At 63.6% G+C, this 19203-nt stretch carries 16 protein-coding genes; 6 read left to right on the top strand and 10 right to left on the bottom strand.

The annotated features are described in order from the left end of the window. Positions 1-44 precede the first annotated feature (44 nt). The 4 genes from OO12_RS25455 to OO12_RS25445 all read left to right on the top strand — a co-directional run bounded on the left by OO12_RS25455 (position 45) and on the right by OO12_RS25445 (position 2863). On the top strand, positions 45-1031 hold the full coding sequence (locus tag OO12_RS25455; RefSeq protein WP_052216269.1) for a 50S ribosomal protein L11 methyltransferase: 987 nt from the start codon (positions 45-47) through the stop codon (positions 1029-1031). Positions 1032-1091: 60 nt separating this feature from the next. Continuing rightward, positions 1092-1247 (top strand): hypothetical protein, encoded by a 156-nt coding sequence (locus OO12_RS28815; protein WP_160296915.1) that lies wholly within the window; start codon positions 1092-1094, stop codon positions 1245-1247. 114 nt (positions 1248-1361) lie between these two features. Continuing rightward, positions 1362-2261 carry a Stf0 family sulfotransferase gene (locus OO12_RS25450; protein ID WP_034161506.1) on the top strand — a complete coding sequence of 300 codons (900 nt, stop codon included), beginning with the start codon at positions 1362-1364 and terminating at the stop codon, positions 2259-2261. Then, entirely contained in the window at positions 2258-2863 is a 606-nt protein-coding gene (locus OO12_RS25445; RefSeq protein ID WP_034161505.1) for a 2OG-Fe(II) oxygenase, read from the top strand. Before OO12_RS25450 ends, OO12_RS25445 begins: the two co-directional genes overlap by 4 nt. On the opposite strand, the gene OO12_RS25440 is transcribed toward OO12_RS25445, so the two are convergent. The 6 genes from OO12_RS25440 to OO12_RS25415 all read right to left on the bottom strand — a co-directional run bounded on the left by OO12_RS25440 (position 2860) and on the right by OO12_RS25415 (position 10112). Further along, on the bottom strand, positions 2860-3159 hold the full coding sequence (locus tag OO12_RS25440) for a PqqD family protein (protein ID WP_034161504.1): 300 nt from the start codon (positions 3157-3159) through the stop codon (positions 2860-2862). The two genes, OO12_RS25445 and OO12_RS25440, sit on opposite strands and share 4 nt — an antisense overlap. Positions 3160-3238: 79 nt before the next feature. After that, on the bottom strand, positions 3239-5071 hold the full coding sequence (locus OO12_RS25435) for a RiPP maturation radical SAM C-methyltransferase (protein ID WP_034161503.1): 1833 nt from the start codon (positions 5069-5071) through the stop codon (positions 3239-3241). A gap of 70 nt (positions 5072-5141) precedes the next feature. Then, positions 5142-7040 carry an asparagine synthetase B family protein gene (locus OO12_RS25430; RefSeq protein WP_082006788.1) on the bottom strand — a complete coding sequence of 633 codons (1899 nt, stop codon included), beginning with the start codon at positions 7038-7040 and terminating at the stop codon, positions 5142-5144. A 189-nt stretch (positions 7041-7229) separates the two neighbouring features. Next, entirely contained in the window at positions 7230-7739 is a 510-nt protein-coding gene (locus tag OO12_RS25425) for a GFA family protein (RefSeq protein WP_034161501.1), read from the bottom strand. Positions 7740-7830: 91 nt separating this feature from the next. After that, positions 7831-9285: an MFS transporter gene (locus tag OO12_RS25420; protein ID WP_034161500.1), complete on the bottom strand. Its 1455-nt coding sequence runs from the start codon at positions 9283-9285 to the stop codon at positions 7831-7833. Then, complete coding sequence (locus OO12_RS25415) at positions 9282-10112, bottom strand: SDR family NAD(P)-dependent oxidoreductase (RefSeq protein ID WP_034161499.1); 831 nt, start codon at positions 10110-10112, stop codon at positions 9282-9284. The genes OO12_RS25420 and OO12_RS25415 overlap by 4 nt, the downstream gene beginning before the upstream one ends. Positions 10113-10297: 185 nt before the next feature. Between OO12_RS25415 and OO12_RS25410 the strand changes: the two genes are divergently transcribed. Together OO12_RS25410 and OO12_RS25405 are read left to right on the top strand one after the other, a co-directional pair. After that, complete coding sequence (locus OO12_RS25410; protein WP_034161498.1) at positions 10298-11458, top strand: acyl-CoA dehydrogenase family protein; 1161 nt, start codon at positions 10298-10300, stop codon at positions 11456-11458. Positions 11459-11576: 118 nt separating this feature from the next. Then, positions 11577-12365: an SDR family oxidoreductase gene (locus OO12_RS25405; protein ID WP_034161497.1), complete on the top strand. Its 789-nt coding sequence runs from the start codon at positions 11577-11579 to the stop codon at positions 12363-12365. A gap of 37 nt (positions 12366-12402) precedes the next feature. Here the strand turns inward: OO12_RS25405 and OO12_RS25400 are convergent, their stop codons facing one another. From OO12_RS25400 to OO12_RS29385, 4 genes are all read right to left on the bottom strand, one after another. Continuing rightward, complete coding sequence (locus OO12_RS25400) at positions 12403-13011, bottom strand: retropepsin-like aspartic protease family protein (RefSeq protein WP_034161527.1); 609 nt, start codon at positions 13009-13011, stop codon at positions 12403-12405. Positions 13012-13071: 60 nt separating this feature from the next. Next, positions 13072-15333: an NADP-dependent malic enzyme gene (locus OO12_RS25395; RefSeq protein WP_034161496.1), complete on the bottom strand. Its 2262-nt coding sequence runs from the start codon at positions 15331-15333 to the stop codon at positions 13072-13074. Positions 15334-16180: 847 nt separating this feature from the next. Continuing rightward, positions 16181-18577, bottom strand: a complete 2397-nt coding sequence (locus OO12_RS25390) for a TonB-dependent receptor (RefSeq protein ID WP_034161495.1) — start codon at positions 18575-18577, stop codon at positions 16181-16183. 186 nt (positions 18578-18763) lie between these two features. After that, a partial coding sequence (locus tag OO12_RS29385) for a TrbC/VirB2 family protein (protein ID WP_327196049.1) occupies positions 18764-19203 on the bottom strand: 440 nt, incomplete at its 5' end.

The following is a 19203-nucleotide window of genomic DNA, read 5'->3' as shown; positions in this document are numbered from 1 at the left end:
ATCTTTTCACCCTCTTACCTCTGGTCGAGGGGAAGCCACACGCCATGATCGCGCTCGCGCGGCAATTTCGCGGCGTTGACGAAACGGCGCGCGCGATCGACCTTGCGACCCAGGCGCTTGCGCTCGCACCCGGCGATGGTGAAGTGCGTGCACTTGCCGCTGACCTGCTCAGTGACGGCGTGCCGCGCTGGCATTTCTTTATCGTACGCGACCGCCTGCGCAACGACGCCTATGAAGCGGCGCTGCGCCGCGCGATCGTGCCGGGGTGCAAGGTGCTGGAAATCGGCACCGGCACCGGATTGCTGGCAATGATGGCGGCGCGCGCCGGCGCGCATGTCGTGACCTGCGAAGTCGATATGGCGGTGGCGGCAGCGGCGCGCGACGTCATCGCCGTCAACGGACTTTCCGATCGCATCCGGGTCGTCAACAAGCATTCGACTGCCCTCGTTCTCGCCGATCTCGACGGACCGGCCGACATATTGGTGTCGGAGATCGTCAGCAATGACATGCTCAGCGAAGGCGTGCTGCCGGCGCATGAGGATGTCATACCCCGGCTGCTCAAGCCCGGCGCCACCATCATTCCGGCGCGCGGCCAGATTCGCGTCGCGCTGGCCGAGGACAGCGGATCACGCAGGAGCCAGGTCGATACGGCGAGCGGGTTCGACCTGACGGCGTTCAATCGCCTCGCCCGCCCGTACCGCGAAGTTCCCGTCGCCAGCGAGCACCTGGCATTGCGCAGCGCGCCGACCGACCTGTTCGACTTCGATTTCACCACGGGTGGCCCATGGCCCGATCGGCGTAGCACGGTGGCCCTTGGTTCGACCGGTGGCACGGTCAACGGCATCGTCCAATGGATCGCGCTCGAGATGGACGATCAGGGCCGATACGAAAATCGCCCGGCAACCGGCACGCCATCCTGCTGGGGTGCGATCTTCTGGCCGTTCGAGCACCCTGTCGACACTATTGCAGGACAGATCATCAATATTGCGGCCCGCCATGAGAAGGATCGCGTCCGGGTCTGGCGTGACTAATCGTTGCGCTCGTGTGACGTTCGGGCTAAACTAGGTTCGACGATTGCAGGGGAACGGTCGATGGATACGAATAAGCACGTGAATGCCGGTGAAAACACTGCGGATTCCACCACTCGCGAAACTTGGGTCAAGCCTGAGATCGTGTCGTTCGAACCGGTCAAGGCGGCGGAAGGTATTTCCTATCGCCCGAACGACGGCATCAGCAACCTGACCTGATCGCTTAACGATGTGGTATCCGGCCCATTTTCTGGATGGGCCGGGGCCTGCCCTGAACGGTGCGAGCGCCGCGAACGGGCCGACGGCACCAGTGCCGATAAGCTTTGGCGACACGTGACATCCCCATCCGATTCGACGGCCTCATCTGATTCGACGACCTCGCGGCCTCCTTACGATCTCGCGACCGCGGACCATGACTATCCGCCCTGGCGCGGCCGCCCACACAACACGATCCTGATCTGCACACATCCGAGATCGGGCAGCACCTTGCTCGGCGAAGCGCTGTATTTCGCCGGCGGGTTGGGTTGTCCGCTCGAATATTTTCATGCCGGATTTCGACCTGGTCTGGCAGCACGCTGGGCAGCGCCCGGTATCGACGATTATATCCGGGCGGTTCATGGTAATCGCACCGGCCCGGACGGCCTGTTGGCGGTCAAACTATTCTGGCGCGATGTTCAGGAACTGGCGCAGGAAGTCGACCCCGCCCGCTTTGCTGTTCTCGATGGCGCTTTGCCTGAAGCGCTATCGCCCGCGGTCTATCGTGACCTTGCCGCGCTGCTCGCCACGATCTTTCCAGCGCCGACATTCGTCCATCTCCACCGCCGCGACCGGCTGCGTCAGGCGATTTCGGCGCTGTTCGCCAGCGAAACCGGCAAATGGCGCGAAATTCCCGAGAGCGGCTCCGGGAAAGACGGGATCGTCCCGCGCACCGAGCCCGGTCTCGACCCCGAATTCGATGTCGAACGGCTCGACCGGTTGATCGGCTATGCCGATTTCTGCCACGGCCACTGGCGCAATCTCTTCGCCGCAATCGGCACCGCGCCGCATGACGTCGCCTATGAACAACTCATCACCGATTACCGGCACATTGTCGGCGGCTTGTTCGCTGAACTCGGCAGCAATGCCGAGCCACCGGCGATCCGCATGCGACGCCAGGCCGATGCGCGCAGCGAAGCGTTCGTCCTGCGCTATCTGCGCGAACGCGCGACACGGCCGACCGACGCCGCTCGATGAGCGGCGGCCTGATGACACCCTATCTGCGGCAGGCGGATTTTCTGCCGCCCGCTGACCATGCCGCGCTACGCGACTGGACGATGGCAAATCTGCCGCGCTTCCGTCCGGCCGCGCTCGCCGGAAACATTGTCGATCCAGCGGTACGGCGGGCAGTCACCCTGCGCGATCTGGGGCCGCATCGCGACCTGCTGGAAGACCATATCCGCGCGGCGGTGCCGGGCTGGATCGCTGCATTGCGTGTCACGCCCTTCGCGATCAGCGAAGTGGAACTCGAACTGGCGGCACATAATGACGGCGCGCATTTCCAGCTCCATTCGGACACCTATACTCGCGATCAACCCGCGCGTGGCGACCGGATGCTGAGTGCAGTCTATTATTTTCATCGGGAGCCACAGGGTTTCAGCGGCGGCTGCCTCAGGCTGCACCGGATCGGCGCCAGTCCGGGCGACACCGGTATCGATGTCCCCCCGGCGCAGAACAGCCTGGTGGTCTTTCCATCATGGGCGCCGCACGAGGTGCTGCGCGTCGATTGCCCGTCGGGCGATCTCGCCGATTCCCGCTTTGCCGTGAATTGCTGGGTTTATCGCACGCGCGGGAATTAGACGGAATCGCCAATGACCAGCAGGCCGCGATCGCGCATCTGCACGACGAATTCCACCGCCTCGCGCCGGCAAGTTGCCGCATCCACGGCGAAGACCTTTTCCAGCTGCGCATAGAGATCGGACAAGGTACGCGGCTCCTCCACCAGGCTCCAGATCCGTGCCGCGGTCTTGTTGAGCTGGAAGAAATAGCCGCTATCGACATCGAGCAGGATCGCCTCGTCGGCAACATCCGCCGCGATCAACGTCGGCTTGCGGCTGATCAGCGCAGTGTCTTCGATAGATGTGGCAATAGTCATTTGCAGTTCCCCCGGGGATCGGGGTAGCCATGCGCGGCAGCATGATCAAGCGACGCGATAACGGGATAGGCGATCCGATTCAGGACGCCGTCTCCAGCGTGCGCGTCTCGTTCCCCGTCAACGGTGGAGTATTGGCCAGAACATGCGGACGGGGGCGCACCACCACGCTCATCAACCTGCCCTCATGCTCAATCACGAAATCACGCTCGACCAGCCAGTCGGCAGAAGCGGCGAGCGCCGGGTCGAGGCCGATACGCGCACGCGGCCGTTCGAATTGGGTCAGCGCGTCATGATGTTGCGCTGAAAGTGGGGTGATCGGCTGGCGCGCGATCGGCCGCGAATCGAGTATGACCGACGACGTCCCAACCGTCACCAGTTGCAGCATTGGCCGCCGCGCAGCGCCCCAGACACGCTTCCATGTCGCGATCGCCACCTGCATCCGCTCGATCAACTCAGGCTGGTCGAGCAATTCGGTCGAATAGCTGCCGTCGAAATGATAGGCGACATCCGCGGCGGCCACCTCTGCTGGATAGAGTGCGCGATAACCGGAAAATGGCGAGACCGCACCAATCCCCAACCCGATCGAGTCCTTGTAATAGGGGCTGTAGCGGTCAATCAGGATCTGGTGCGCGGCGTTGGGCGGCTCGAGATGCGCAAGGCGCGGCATGACCGCGATCATCTCTTCGTAATTGGCCGCGGTCTCGCCCGGAAAGCCGTAGATGATGCCCCATTGCACCTCGATGCCGACCCCGGCACAGCTGCGCAGCAACGCGATGTTCTGGTGCGCCGACACGCCCTTGCGCATCAACCGCAGCAAATCCGAGGAAAGTGATTCGATCCCCGGCTGGATCGCCACCACGCCGCCCCGCGCCAGCGCATCGACCTGCGCCTCGCTGAGATTGGCTTTCACTTCATAGAATAGTTTGCGGCGCGGCGCGGTCTCGGCCAGCGCGGGCATCAAATCGGTCAGATAGTGATGCGGCATGATATTGTCGGTCAAATGGATGTGATCGACCTGCCACTCTCCAAGCGCAGCCATTTCCTCGAGCACCAGCGCTGCGGGCTTGTCGCGAAACGCCATGCCTTCACCGTTCAGCCCGCAAAAGGTGCAATGATTCTTCGCCCCCCACCAGCAGCCGCGCGATGTCTCCATGGTCAGAAAGCGCGGCAACCAGTCGGGCAACGCGCCCACGGCCTGAAGCGGGCGCAGCGCGGCGAAGAAATCGGTGAAATCGGGTGCAAAGGCGGTGCGCATATCGCGGATCGGCTCGCTGCGGACAATCCGCTCGGCGGGGCGGATGCCCTCCCGCACCAGCCGCTCGCAGAATTCGGGAAAGTCGATGTCGGATTCGCCGGCAAAGAAATGATCGACCCACGGAAACGCCTCGGCAAGGCCGTTGCAAATCGGCCATGCGACATTGGCGCCGCCCATCACGACGCAGGTATCGGGCGCGATCTGCTTGACCCGTCGCGCCACGGCACCGCATGCAAGGTTCTGCTCGAAGGTCGATGACACCCCGAGGATCCGGGGCTTCAACGCGAGTATCTGATCGACCAGCGTGTCGAGTGCCGGCGCGACCGACTCGTAAATCTCGTCATGAGCCGTCTGAAGCTCGGCGCTCAGCGGGCCCAGAGCGGGCAAGCGGGCAACGGTCTCCGGCGGATAGGCATGTGGGCGATAAAGACGCTCGCCGAGCATGGCGCGCATCGAGGCGTCGCACACCGCATCGTACCGCTCCAGGCCGCAGGCAGCCGCCAGCAACAGATTGCCGTACAGGACGCGCGTGCTCAGTCCGCGCGCCTGGCACGCGCTTTTCAACACCGCGGTGCCGAGATGCGGAAAATGCGCCGAACTAAAGGCTGGCAGGACAAGGCAGACATCAACCCCGAATTCCGCCGCTTGCTGCACCATATGCCTCTCCCCCGAGCCCATCTAACAGACTATGGCGACCAATGGCAGCGCCGCGTCGAGACGAAGGACGCTACAGACCGAATGCGTTCTCGAGCCACATGTCCATCGCCAGCGCGAACCAGACCGGCCCCCATTGCGTCTCCGGGATCGGCCCGGTTGACCCATCCCTGCGCCATTTGCTGAACGGCGCGTGCAATGCAGCGATCCGGTCGGGATCGATCCAGCCAAGTGTTGCGGGGAGCAGGTCGCGCGGCGCGCGCTGCTCGAACAGCCCGTCGACCGCATCGACGATATGGCCGACGAAATACGCCTTTGTGGTGCGCGTCCGGACCAGTTCGGGCAGGGTGCCGCGCATCGCCTCGCGCAGCAGAAATTTGCGGCAATTATGCTTACGCAACAAACTGCCCGACGCGCCCATGAAAAAATCCGCGAGCCGGAGATCGTGAAACGGATGACGGGTTTCGATCCCCTGGCTTTCGGCATAAGCGAAAACCGGTTCATAGCCGATGTGGCGGCGGGCATGAGTGAACACGGCATAGCGCGAGCGCTGCGTAAAACCGCGAAGACCCTGCCGTGCGATGCCATCACGCCAGCGCGCCTCGAGCCCGATACGCGCCATCCAGTCGGGACGGATCCAGTCCGGCGGATCGAGGCGGAAATCGAGATGCGGTTGGAGCAATGCTTCGCGATGACGTGCGCTGATCAACGGCATCAGCGCGGGATAAAGCGTACGCCGCGCAATGACATGCGCCGGGGCGTCCGGCCATTGCTCGGCGCCGTGGCGAAACAGCGCGCGCCATTGGCCACGGGCGAGCAGATCGGGCCAGTGCGCGAACGACCCGTTGAGCCAGTCATCGCCGCCCTCTCCGGTCAGCAGGATGCGGCGGCCATCCTGACGCAGTTGGCGACACACAGGCACGGTGGTGTCGAGCGTGTTGGGGCGCAGCGGCAATTGGTAGGAATCGGCGCACCATTGCCGCGCTGTATCCCTGTCGAACGGCTGGGACCCCACGGTCTCGGCAGTGATGCCGGCATGAGTCTCGACCGCCTGGCTCCACACCGTCTCGTCATGCGGCTCGCCGGGGAAGCGCGCGCTGATCGCGCCGACCGGCCGATCGATCCGGCCGTCGCGGTGCAATTCCGCCATGCGGCACACCACTGAGGAGGAATCGAGCCCGCCGGACAATTGCGAGGTCACCGGCCCCGAACCGCGCGCGGCGGCGATCAGCGACTGGTCGAACAATGTGCGGAAACGCTCGACATGTTCGTCGAGCGATAGCTGCGACAGATCCTCGAACGGGCCGCCATGCCACGCCCATTGGCGCACCCGGCCGCCTTCGAACGCCAGTGCGCCACCTTGCGGCAGGCGGTGCACGCCGTGCCAGAACGTGTCGGTTTCAGTGACAAAGCGCGCGGCAAGAAACTCACCGATCGCGCCTTCGTTGAGCCGCCGCTCAATCCCCAGGCCGAGGACCAACCCGCGGGGCTCGGTGGCGAAGCCGAAGCGGTGCCCATCGAATGTCCAGATCAGCGGACGCCAGCCGAATGGCGATCGCAGCAACAGCAAGCGCCGGTGCTGCTGTTGCCAGATCGCGATCGCGTAGTCGCCCGCCAGCCGCTGCACGAAATCGTCGCCGAGCCGATCAAACAGCGCGAGCGCGATCTCGCCATCGGGCGCGGATGCCGGGGGGCTGTCCGACGGACCGAGCAACGCGATCAATTCCGCGCGATTGTCGATCCGGCCGTCGAACACCATCACTGCGTCCGATCGCCGGCTGACGAACGGCTGCACTTCGCCCACCGCTTCGACTGTCGTCGCATGTGCGAATCGGATCAGCCCCGCCGGGCCACCATGCCAGCGTGTCACGCCGTCGAAGCCGCGCCGCGCCGACGCGCCGACGATCCGCGCCAGCAACGCATCCTCCACCGCGCGACCATCGGCAAAAACCACCCCGGCGATGGCGCTCAATCAAGCTCTCCCGACAGGCGGGAAACATGGGGTGTTTTCGTCGGCATGGCCTGATCAGTCGCATCGCTTGTGCCGCCGCGCAAGACGTCGCCGCATCCGCGCCGGTCGATCAGGGCGCGTGCGGCGCGGCGTCGGCGGCGATTGCAGCGTCTGGACGACGGTCGCGGCCTGCCCCTTCGGGCCCCCTTCTCAGCGCCGCAGCAACATGGCGATCCAGGCGAAGAACAGCTTACCCATGAATTTTCCAGAATGGCCGGCAAGATTGGGGACATCGTCGGGAAGCACGACACCATCGCGGCGATCGCGGGTCATGACGCGCATCTCAAGCGGCGGCGCATCCCCCGCAAAGCGCGCGCGATACATGCTCAGCCAATGCCCCTTTGAAAATTCGAGAAACATCGCCGAGTTGCAGCAGGTCGCCAATACCCGCCGCGTCGGTGATTGCGGAGTCAGCCGGCGATCCGCGAGGTGCTCGGCGCCCTTTATACAGGTGACGCGGTCCTTGCGATAAAGGATGAACTGCGTGCCGCCATCCGCATCGAGAACCGGCGGCGCGCCGGAGAGTTGTTCGATCTGTCGGCCCGCTTCCTGGCAACTATGGCAATAACAGGCTGCGGTGATGATCGGCGCACGCTTGGTCTCGAACGCGACAGTGCCGCAGGCGCATTGCGCGGTCAGGTTGGGAAACGATGTCGACATGGCCGGTCTCCGTGATGGCGCGAACATCCCTTGTCGTTCGGACCCGGGCAGAATCGACCGGCCATGATTTCTATTTTAACGGCAGCGCGGATCAGCCTCCATGCTCGGTCGTCGCCAGCGCGTCGAGCCGCGCATTATGTTCAGTCCGCCCGAACGGGAAGCGGCTGAAGAGAAATGCCCCGGTCGCGCCCAGCACGATATAGACCGTAATGAAGATGATGGTCAGCCGGTCGACCGTTCCAACCGGCACCTGACTTGGCTTCGCTGCTTCGGGGAAATGCGCCAGGGCCAGGATCAGGCCAGCGAGCGCGATGCCGAAACCGCTGGTGCATTTCTGGATGAAGAAGGATCCGGCGAAGAATATGCCTTCGGATCGCCGTCCGGTCCGGGCTTCCGAATCCTCCACCACATCGGCCATCATCGACGCGCCAAGGATCATCGCCGAAACACTGCATGCCGTGTTGCAGGCAAAGATCGTCAGCAGCAACGGGATCATGACCGGATCCTCGGGTGCCGGGAACCAGCCGGCCAGCCGCAGCCAATATGGCAATGTCAGCAGGAACACCGCACCGGCCATCGCGGCCGACGCCGCGACCGGCTTGCCGAAGCGCCGCCCGATCCGCGGTGCGATCACAAACGCCATCGTCGCTCCCGAGAACAGCGCGAAGATCAGGAACACATATGCCAGCTTCTCGAAATGCCAGACATAGGCATAGAGATAGTTGGACAGCGCAAAACTGATCCCCTGATTGGTATAGACCATCAGCCCCGCACCCATCAGCACCAGGAAACCGCGATTCTTCACCGTGGTGCCCAATTCGCTGAAACTTGCGCCAAGCGTGCCATTGGCCGGCGATTTGGGCAGCCGCTTGATCTCCGGATGCGTGCCGATCGCCGAGGTCAGGATGGCGATGAGCATCACGCCCGCCGCGACCCACGCCATCTGGGTATAGCCCGCCCGCTCCAGCAAACCCTTGGGGTGAGCCGCGTCGGTGGGCAGGAAAATGGTATAGGCGGCAAGCAGGATGCCGAGCCCGCCGGCCCAGCCGAACAAATAGCGATAGGCGCTGATCCGCGTGCGTTCGTCATAATCGGCGGTCAGTTCCGACGTCAGCGCCTGTGACGGCACTTCATAAGCGGACACCGCGCTGCGCACGAGGATCGCGGTGACGAACAGCCACACCAGAGTCATCGGTTCGCTCAGCGCCGGCGGGTTCCAGATCAGCAGCCAACCGACCGCGATCGGAATTGCCGCTCCATACATCCAGGGATGGCGCCGCCCCCAGGGGCTGCGCGTGCGGTCGGAAAAGAACCCGATCGAGATATCGACCACGGCATCGGCAACCAGCGCCGTCATGATCACCAGCCCGACGGTCGCCGCCGGCAGGCCGAGCACCTGATTGTAGAACAATAGCAGGAAAGTCCCGAACCCGCTGTCCTTCACGCCGTACGCGACCGCGCCAAAGCCGTAGCTGAGCGTGGTGCGCGGGGAGAGCCGGCGCGCCGCCGGCGCGGCGCCGTGTACCGGCGCTGCCGTATCGTTCATGCCGCGAACGCCTCGAGCGCGGCGAACATCGATGGCGCTTCCGCGTCCCAGCTGTGCCGCGGCCCGATCGTCATGCCGCCATCGACGGTGATGTGCGTGCCGGTGACGAACGCCGCATCGTCGCTGGCGAGATAGGCGACCGCCGCCGCGATATCCTCAGGCCGTCCGGCGCGTTGCAGCGGTTGCGCCTTGGCGGCGATCGCACCGATCGCGGCGTTGGCCATGGCGCGTTTCTCGCCCTCGATACCCAGCGCCGAGGTAAAGATATTGGTGGTGATGAAGCCCGGGCAAATCGCGTTGACGCGGATATTGTGCTGCGCGAGATCGGCGGCCGCCATCGTCGTCAGATGCAGCACGCCCGCCTTGGCGACCGAATACGCGGTCGGCGCCGCGCCGGTCTGCAGCGCCGCGATCGACGCGGTGTTGACGATCGCGCCGCCGCCACGCGCAGTCATCAGCGGCGCGGCATACCGGATACCAAGTGCGACCGAGCGCAGCAGCAACGCCTGGGTACGATCCCAATCCTCCGGGCTGATCGCATCGATCTTGTCGCGCGACCCGCCCGCGCCGGCATTGTTGAACACCACGTCGAGCCCGCCCGCCGCATCGGCCGCATGCATCAGCGCCTCGATGTCCCCGGCCTGCATCACATCGGTGCGCAGGAAGCGGATCCGGCCATTGGAAGTCGCGGCAATCTCCCGCCCGCCATCCTCGTCGATATCGCCGATCCATACCTCCGCGCCTTCTTCGACGAGTCGCAGCGCGGTCGCGCGGCCGATTCCCGAAGCGCCGCCAGTGACGACGGCACGCTTGCCGGTAAAACGCATCACACTCTCCTGGGGTAATATTATTGGGGGCAATATTTTTTGGGTAGCATAGTATGGGGTTCAGCGCGGTCAATCGCGTGTTTTTGGAATTTCGGGTTTGCGGAGGGGCGGCGATTGAGGCATCGACGGGAACATCCATCGCCATCCCGAACCAGTTTCGACATGATGGCTGAGAGAGAGGATGTATGGCACTCGATCCGGAAACCTTCGACGCACTGATCGACACCGTCCGCCGCTTCGTGACCGAACGGCTGCGCCCGCTCGAAAGCGCGGTCGAGGAAGCCGATGCGATCCCCGCCGATGTGGTGCGCGAAATGCGCGAGATGGGTTTGTTCGGCCTGTCGATCGCCGAGGACTATGGCGGCCTCGGCCTGACCATGGCGGAGGAAGCCCGCGTCGCGATCGAGCTCGGCCGCACCACGCCCGCCTTCCGCTCGACCTTCGGCACCAATGTCGGCATTGGTAGCCAGGGCCTGGTGATGGCGGGCAATGACCAACAGAAAGCCACCTGGCTGCCGCGCATCGCCAGCGGAGAGATCATCACCAGCTTCGCGCTGACCGAACCCGATGTCGGCAGCGATTCGGGTGCGGTGAAGACCAGGGCGGTGAAGGCCAGGGACGCTGACGGAAACGACATCTACCGCCTGTCGGGCACCAAGCGCTTCATCACCAATGCCGACAAGGCCGATTTGTTCACCGTCATGGCGCGTACCGGCGACGAACCGGGCGGACGCGGTGTTTCCGCCTTCCTCGTGCCGCGCGACCTGCCGGGCCTGTCGATCGGCGAACCCGAAAAGAAGATGGGACAGAAAGGCGCCAAGGTTGCCGATGTGATCTTCGACGACGTCCCCGTCCCCGCCGCCAACCGGCTTGGCGCGGAGGGCGAAGGCTTCAAGATCGCGATGCGCGTGCTCGATCGCGGGCGGCTGCATATCTCGGCGGTATGTGTCGGCGTCGCCGAACGGCTGATCGCCGACAGCGTCGCCTATGCGACCGAGCGCAAGCAGTTCGGCAAGGCGATCGCCGAACACCAGCTGATCCAGGGCATGATCGCGGATTCGAAGACCGATGCGCTCGCCGCGCGCGCGCTGGTGCTTGAAACCGCCGCCGCCAAGGACGCCGGCAAGGATGTGGTGATGGAATCGGCCGCGGCGAAATATTTTGCCAGCGAGATGGTCGGCCGCGTCGCTGATCGTGCGGTGCAGATCTTCGGCGGCGCCGGTTACATCTCGGACTATGGCATCGAACGCCTCTACCGCGACGTCCGCCTGTTCCGCATCTACGAAGGCACCAGCCAGATCCAGCAACTCATCATCGCGCGCGAGACGATCAGGCGCGGGGGATAATCACCCGAAAGCACACCCACCCCCGTTCGTTTCGAGCGATGTCGAGAAACAGGTCGTAAGCGCTGCGCACAGTGTCTCGACGTCGCTCGAAACGAACGGATGTCAGGAGAGAAAATACATGGACACCACCAACCTCTTCCGCCTCGACGGGCGCACCGCGCTTGTCACCGGCGGCTCGCGCGGCATCGGCAAGATGATCGCGGCGGGCTTCATCGCGCAGGGCGCGACCGTCTATATCTCGGCGCGCAAGGCCGATGCCTGTTTCGAAACCGCGAAGGAACTGGGCGAGAAATGCATCGCCCTGCCGCAGGACGTCTCGACTGTCGCCGGCTGCAAGGCGCTTGCCGCGCAGCTCGCCGAACATACCGACAGCCTCGACATCTTAGTCAATAATGCCGGCGCCGCCTGGGGCGAGCCGTTCGATGTCTTCCCGGAAAAAGGCTGGGACAAGGTCATGGACCTCAACGTCAAATCGCCCTTCTTTCTTACCCAGGCGCTGCACGAAGCGCTGAAAAAGGCCGCCCGCCCCGACCGCCCGTCCAAGGTGATCAACATCACCTCGATCGATGGCCAGCGCCTCAATCCGTGGGAAACCTATAGCTATCACGCCTCCAAATCGGCGCTGATCTATCTCACCAAGCGCATGGCCGCACGGCTGGTGACGGATTCGATCAACGTCACCTCGATCGCGCCGGGCGCCTTTGCCAGCGAAATGAACAAGGCGGCGCGCGACCATGGGTCGGAGATCGCCAGGGGCATCCCGGCGAAGCGCATCGGCGTCGATGAGGACATGGCCGGTGCCGCCATCTACCTCGCCAGCCGTGCCGGCGATTATGTCATCGGCGACACGATCACCGTCGACGGCGGCCTGGTCCATGCCGCGCTGGGGACGTCGATCGACGCGTAACCTTTCGCTCCTCCCCGGCACGGGGAGGAGCCGAAACCTACCCCACACGCTGCGGGTGGTGCGGCTCCAGGATCAAGGTCCGGCCCTCCACCCGCCACGATTTCAGCCGCGACAGGAAATTCATCCCGATCACATTCATGTCGCCGAACGCCGGCGACACGACCACCGGCAGGTCGCGCGCGACGATATTGCCGATGTGCAATTCGGTGATGGTCGCGGTCTGCGCTTCGATCGACCCGTTGGCGGTTTGCAGCACCACCGGAAACAAGGGTGTTTCGACGCGCAGGCCCAGCGCCGCCGCTGTGTCGCTCGACAATGCCGTCACGGTCGCACCGCTATCGACCAGCATGCGCCGCTCGCTGCCGCCGACCCGCGCGCGGACCCAGAAATGCCCGTCGCGCGCCATCGGCACGCGCATTTCCTTGCCCATGACCTGCTGCCCGCCCCTGTCGGCGCCGAACATCCGCGCGACCCGGTCGAGCGCCGGATCGATCGCGGCACGCTGCGTGAAGATCATCACCGCCAGCCCGAGCAGGCCGATGGTCAGCACGGTGCCGACGAGACGCGAACGCCGCGCCAGCAGGACCAGCACCACGCCGATGATCGCGATCAGATACGGCGACACGCCGCCCGGGACTCCGCTCATCGCGCTTCCCTGCGGCATGTTACCTGTACCAATGCTGACCCGCTATCCGCCGGCCGCTCGTCAGCGCGCGATACCGCCCGCCGCGAGCACCGCCAGCGTCACCAGCTCGCTTGCGGTGCTGGTCATCGGCGCGATCTGCACCGATTTCTCCATGCCCACCAGCATCGGCCCGATCACCGCGTCGCCGCCCAGTTCGCGCAGCAGCTTGGCCGAGATGTTGGCGCTTTGCAGCCCCGGCATGATCAGCACGTTCGCAGGCCCCGACAGCCGCGCGAACGGATAATTCGCCAGCTGTTTCGGGTTCAGCGCCACGTCGGGCGCCATATCGCCTTCATATTCGAAGCTGACATTGCGCCCGTCGAGCACGCCGACCGCCGCACGGATATTCTCCAGCCAGCGCCCCTCGGGATTGCCGAAGGTCGAATAGCTCAGGAACGCGACGCGCGGCTCATGCCCCATGCGCCGCGCGACCGTTGCGGTCCCTTCGGCGATATCGGCCAGTTCCTCGGCGCTCGGCCGCTCATTGATCGTGGTGTCGGCCATGAACACGGTATGGCTTTGCCCAACCATCAGATGGATGCCGAACGGCGTGCGCCCGACCTCGGGATCGATCACGCGGCGCACTTCGCGCATGGTGTGCGCATAAGTCCGCGTGATGCCGGTGATCATCGCATCGGCATGGCCCATCTGCAGCAGCACCGCGCCGAAGATGTTGCGATCCTGGTTGATCATCCGCTCGCAATCGCGCCGCAGGTAACCGCGCCGCTGCAACCGCTCGTACAGGAAATCGACCATGTCGGGCACCAGCGGCGAATTGCGGCTGTTGTGCAGCTCGTAGCTCTCCGGATCGGACACGCCGAGCGCCTTCAGCCGGTCCGGCACATCGTCGCGCCCGACCAGCACCGGCGTGCCATATCCACCCTCGCGGAACGCGATCGCGGCGCGCATCACCACTTCCTCTTCGCCTTCCGCGAACAGCACGCGCTTGGGATGCGCGCGCGCGCCCTCATAAGCGAGCGTCAGCACCGAGGTGGTCGGGTTCAGCCGCCCGCGCAGCTTCTGGCGATAGGCTTCCATGTCGAGGATCGGCTTGGTCGCCACGCCCGAATCCATCGCCGCCTTGGCGACCGCGACCGGCACATTCTCCATCAGCCGCGGGTCGAACGGCGCCGGGATGATATAGGCCGGACCGAAGCTGTGCTGCACGCCATACGCTGCGGCGACTTCCTCCGGCACGCGCTCGCGCGCCAGCTCGGCGATCGCATTGGCGGCGGCGATCTTCATCGCATCGTTGATCCCCGTCGCGCGCACGTCGAGCGCACCACGAAAGATGAACGGGAAGCCAAGCACATTATTGACCTGGTTGGGATAGTCCGACCGTCCCGTCGCGACGATCGCATCGGGCCGTGCCGCCATCGCCTCGGGCGGGGTGATTTCGGGATCGGGATTGGCCATGGCGAAGATGATCGGCCGCGCCGCCATGTCCTTGACCATTTCGGGCTTGAGCGCGCCCGCCGCCGACAGGCCGAGGAACACATCGGCCCCGACCAGCGCCTCGGTCAGCGTGCGCGTCGTGGTGTTCGCGGCATGCGCCGACTTCCACTGGTCCATGCTGTCGGTGCGGCCCTGATAGATCACGCCGGAACGGTCGCACATGATGACATTGTCATGCCGCACGCCCATCGCCTTGATCAGCTCGGTACAGGCGATCGCCGCCGCGCCCGCGCCGTTCACCACCACCTTGACCTCACTCATGTGGCGTCCGGTCAGCAGACAGGCATTGATCAACCCCGCCGCGGTGATGATCGCGGTACCGTGCTGGTCGTCATGGAAGACGGGGATGTTCATCCGCTCGCGCAACGTCTGCTCGATGATGAAGCATTCCGGCGCCTTGATGTCCTCGAGATTGATCCCGCCGAAGCTCGGCTCCATCAATTCGACCGCATCGATGAAGCGGTCGACATCCTCGGTCTTCAGCTCGATATCGATCGCGTCGACATCGGCGAAGCGCTTGAACAGCACTGCCTTGCCTTCCATCACCGGCTTGGACGCCAGCGCGCCGAGATTGCCGAGGCCCAGGATCGCCGTCCCGTTGGAGATCACCGCGACCAGATTGCCCTTGGCGGTATAGTCATAGGCGGTGGCGGGATCGGCGGCGATCGCCAGCACCGGCACCGCGACGCCGGGCGAATAGGCCAGCGCGAGATCACGCTGCGTCGCCATCGGCTTGGACGCGATGATCTCGATCTTGCCGGGGCGTCCCTCGGAATGGAACAACAGCGCTTCGCGCTCGGAAAACTGGACGTTGCTGTCTTCTGACATGATGGCCTCTCGATCTTGGGCCAGTCTTTAGGAGGGACGGGCCGATATGCAAACCGGCTTGGTGGGGGTGCGGGGGTGGATTTTGTGCGGGATGTCGCACGACGAGGGCGGGATGTCGGACGGTCAGGCGCAGGCGGATTAGCCGAAGGCCAGCCGTTGCTCTACCAAGCGCAGCCATCTTCGCGGAGAGCCGAGGCACCCGAACTCGAAAAAGCTCGCCAGGATGATACCCCGCTGCCTCTGTCCAAACTAGACTTTCTCAATCGCCGCCATGCCAAACGCCCTGACATTATCGTTATCCAAAGAGAATTTATCCCCGGTTCTTTCTATAAGATGGGTTACGACACTAACCCAATTGGACTTCCCAAGCTGATCTTCAATTGAATTTGTATTTTTTGATGTTATCGCAATATACCTTCCCGTATTTTTTCCAGATACCACCTTTAATAGCAGAGCCCTTCCTCTGATTACGGTACCAGGAAACCAATTTTCCTGGCAAGTTTCAGCTAAAAATGCCTCATCGAAGATAGATTGATCGCCATCTCCGCCATTTATTCTAAATATCATTACGAACCTACGGACTTATTGGTATCATTGGGGATTTCAGTGACAGTTTCTTAACCCCTAATCTCTTTTTTTGCGTCAGCCCACGCCTGGCAGGTAATAGCGCCCGTCTGGCGCTCGCTTCCAGAATAGCGATCAAGCCAGCACTGATACTCTGGTCACCGTCACACCCGCAACAACCCCATTTTCCGCAGCATCTATATATTTTGGGCTATTGTGCCTGCCATCTCGGTTCGGATGAATTGAGTGCGCAGGAAGAGAACGTCCCCACAGCACCCCGCCGTCAGAATTTCACCGCCGCCTCGACACCCAATTCCCGCGGCCGCCCCGGTGTAAACCGATCAATGCCGAAATCCCCGAAATAACCGGTGCGGGCAAGCTGAACCGTCTTGTCGAGCACATTGGTGCCATAGACGCCGATCCGCCAGCCCTTTGCACCTCCGGGTACGAAGTCCAGCCGGAAGCCGAGCAAGGCATAAGCCGGCAGCTTGCACACATAATCCGCACCGGCCTGGCAGGCGGGCTTCGAGCCCACGCCGCGCACGTCCAGGCTTGGCGTCAGCCTGCCTGTCGCACCGACATGCAGGTCATAGGACAGCGCCGCGCTATAGGTATATTTCGGCGCGGAACTGACCGGCGTGTCGAGCGTCAGCGTCACTGCATTGGGCCGGATGCTGTCATAGGCCTGGCTGAGATAGGCAAGGTTACCGCGCAGCGTCAGGTCGCGCGTCGGACGCAGCACGAACTCGCCCTCGAAACCTGCCTCATGCGCCGATGCCGCGCTTTGCACCTGCCGGGTCGAGATCGTGCCGATCAGCACGTTCACGCCCGACTGGATGTCGGTATATTTCTGGTAGAAGCCCGACAGGTTGATGATCGCGCGCCGGTCGAACAGCTCGGCCTTGATGCCCGCCTCATAGGACCAGAGCTTTTCCGGATCATAGAAGGACGGAAAGCGGCCATTCGCCGGTTGCGAACCGATCTGCTGATTGAAGCCGCCGGCATTATAACCATGGGCGGCGCTCGCATAAGTGAACAGCGTGTCGGTCCAGCGATAGGAAAGCTGTATTTTCGGGTCGAAACCCTGCCAGCTATGCGTATCGCGCGCGGTGAAGGGATCGCCGGCGCAATTCGCCAGACCACCCAGGAAATCGCCGGTGAAATAACCGCACTGGGTGAGCACGCCATTGTGGAGGAAACTCCCCGCCTTGCCCGCGAAGAAGACATAGCTCGCCCCGATTTTCCGGTCATGGGTGTAGCGGCCGCCAAGGGTCAGCTCAAGCCGGTCGGTGACCTTGAACGACGCCTGCGCAAAGGCGGCATAGCTCTCATATTTCAGCGACGCGTCGTAGATATAGCCCAGCGGATCGATCCAGTCGGGGCCGGTATCCTGCAGGAATGTGGTTTTCTGATTGAAATAATACAGCCCGGCAAGGAACGTCAGCCGCTCATCGAACGCGGTGCCACCCAGCGTCAGTTCCTGCGTGACCTGAGTCGAGCGGGTATGGTCATATTCGGCGTAGATGTCGTTCGGGCTGTTGTTGACCGGCGTGTAGAAGGTCGCCTGTGACCGGCGATACGTCGTCACCGAATGCAGCGCGATCGCGTCGGTCAGCTGATAGTTGATGCGACCGTTGAGCGTCGTCGCATCGGTGTGATTGAACGGCCCCCGCCCGACATAACGGGCAATGCCCTTGCCCGCGTCGCCACCCGACGCGATGTCGGTCACCAGCGCGCTGGTCGGCGCGGTCAGCGTCGCGCCGCCATACACCAGATCGTCCTTCCCCAGCACCGGATAGGCGGTGCAATAGGGCACGCTGTGGAGCGCATCGTAATTCTTGATATAGGCCGCCGTTGACAGGCAGCCGACCGGGATGGTCGCCCCGCCATCGGTCCGCGACCAGTTATATTCCCCGAGCAGGTCGACGGTCAGCGGCCCCTTTTCGGCGCGAAGCTGGAGACGGCCGGAGCGATTCCTGACATTGCCGCTGCGGCCGTCATCCAGGAGATGCCTGATCGGGCCATCGGCATCCTGGGTGCGGAAGCTCAGCCGGCTGCTGATGCCGTCCGCCAACGGAAGGTTGATCGCTCCCTCGCTATCCACCCGATGATAGGAGCCGAGGCGCAACTGGGCATAGCCTTCGAAACGGTCGGTCGGCCGCTGGGTGGTCAGCAGCACCGCGCCGGCGGTCGTATTCTTGCCGAACAAATTGCCCTGCGGCCCCTTCAGCACCTGGAGCGAGGCGATGTCATAGAAATACAGGTCATTGCCCTCCAGCCGGCTGACATACATCTCATCGACATAGAAGCCGGCCTTGGTGTCCGAATTGACCTGATTGAAAGTCTGCCCGATCCCGCGGATCGTGAAGCTGGTGCCGCCCGACAGCAACGGCGTCAGCTCGAGATTGGAGACCGCCCCGCGCAGATCCTGGAAGGTGCGGACATTCTGCTGCGTCAGGTCCGCGCTCGACAGCACTGTCGCGGAAACCGGCGTGGTCAGCAGATTCTCCGCACGCCGGCGCGCGGTCACGATGATGTCGTCCTGGCCAGCGGTGTCGGCTGCGTCGCCGGAATCCGCTGTGCCCGCCGTTGCCGTCTGCGCAACGGCGCCCGCGACCGGGAACAGTCCAAGGACGGAAGCCGAGAGGAGATGGATCAGCGATAAACGAATTCCGGCCATGAAGACCCCCTATGCCAACGGGCGGCTTCTTCTGGCCCCCGACAATATCCTAGTATTTTAGTAGGATTTTTGGACGCAGTTTATGTTTCGTGTTACCAAGCTGCCTTATTGAGCGGCACCTTACTCAATCCGCAATCTCTTCTGGGCTGGCCCCGCGCTTGCGCGCACGATGGCGCAAACCCACCGTCAGAAATTCCGCGGCGCCGCCCCGGCATAGGGATCATAATTGGCCGGCCGCGTCGGCGCCGGCGACGGGACCGGCATGGGTGGCGGCGGCGCGACATAAGGGGCCGGCGGCAGCTCTTCCCCCCGCCCATACCCACCGCTCGCCGCCGATCGGATTCCTGCCGCGATCGCGCCCGCACCGAACAGGATGAAGCAACCGATGATCACCGTCGCGCCATTGCGCCAGTTGATCCGGCCGCTCAGCATCATCATGCCGATCACCGCGACCGCGATGATCGCGATCGTCGACGCGATCGTGCCAAGCAATGTTCCCTGCAACCAGCCGAGCGCTGCGACCAGCGGGTCGGACCCGACCGGATCGGCAAGCGAGTAGGAAAGGGCGGCGAAATGCGCCATGGTCATGTGATCCCGGTGATGCGCGCAGCGGCATAGCATTGCCC

It is taken from the genome of Sphingomonas sp. ERG5 (genome assembly GCF_000803065.1).
Taxonomy (GTDB): Bacteria; Pseudomonadota; Alphaproteobacteria; order Sphingomonadales; family Sphingomonadaceae; genus Sphingomonas.
The sequence above is the reverse complement of the archived record's forward strand: the minus strand, read 5'-3'. Positions and strand labels throughout refer to the sequence as shown.

Excerpts from the sequence above, each read along its gene's own strand:
- OO12_RS25455 (WP_052216269.1), top strand. The coding sequence starts at position 45 with ATGATCGCGCTCGCGCGGCAATTTCGCGGCGTTGACGAAACGGCGCGC.
- OO12_RS28815 (WP_160296915.1), top strand. The coding sequence starts at position 1,092 with ATGGATACGAATAAGCACGTGAATGCCGGTGAAAACACTGCGGATTCC.
- OO12_RS25445 (WP_034161505.1), top strand. The coding sequence starts at position 2,258 with ATGAGCGGCGGCCTGATGACACCCTATCTGCGGCAGGCGGATTTTCTG.
- OO12_RS25440 (WP_034161504.1), bottom strand. The coding sequence starts at position 3,159 with ATGACTATTGCCACATCTATCGAAGACACTGCGCTGATCAGCCGCAAG.
- OO12_RS25435 (WP_034161503.1), bottom strand. The coding sequence starts at position 5,071 with ATGGTGCAGCAAGCGGCGGAATTCGGGGTTGATGTCTGCCTTGTCCTG.
- OO12_RS25425 (WP_034161501.1), bottom strand. The coding sequence starts at position 7,739 with ATGTCGACATCGTTTCCCAACCTGACCGCGCAATGCGCCTGCGGCACT.
- OO12_RS25420 (WP_034161500.1), bottom strand. The coding sequence starts at position 9,285 with ATGAACGATACGGCAGCGCCGGTACACGGCGCCGCGCCGGCGGCGCGC.
- OO12_RS25415 (WP_034161499.1), bottom strand. The coding sequence starts at position 10,112 with ATGCGTTTTACCGGCAAGCGTGCCGTCGTCACTGGCGGCGCTTCGGGA.
- OO12_RS25410 (WP_034161498.1), top strand. The coding sequence starts at position 10,298 with ATGGCACTCGATCCGGAAACCTTCGACGCACTGATCGACACCGTCCGC.
- OO12_RS25405 (WP_034161497.1), top strand. The coding sequence starts at position 11,577 with ATGGACACCACCAACCTCTTCCGCCTCGACGGGCGCACCGCGCTTGTC.
- OO12_RS25400 (WP_034161527.1), bottom strand. The coding sequence starts at position 13,011 with ATGAGCGGAGTCCCGGGCGGCGTGTCGCCGTATCTGATCGCGATCATC.
- OO12_RS25395 (WP_034161496.1), bottom strand. The coding sequence starts at position 15,333 with ATGTCAGAAGACAGCAACGTCCAGTTTTCCGAGCGCGAAGCGCTGTTG.
- OO12_RS25390 (WP_034161495.1), bottom strand. The coding sequence starts at position 18,577 with ATGGCCGGAATTCGTTTATCGCTGATCCATCTCCTCTCGGCTTCCGTC.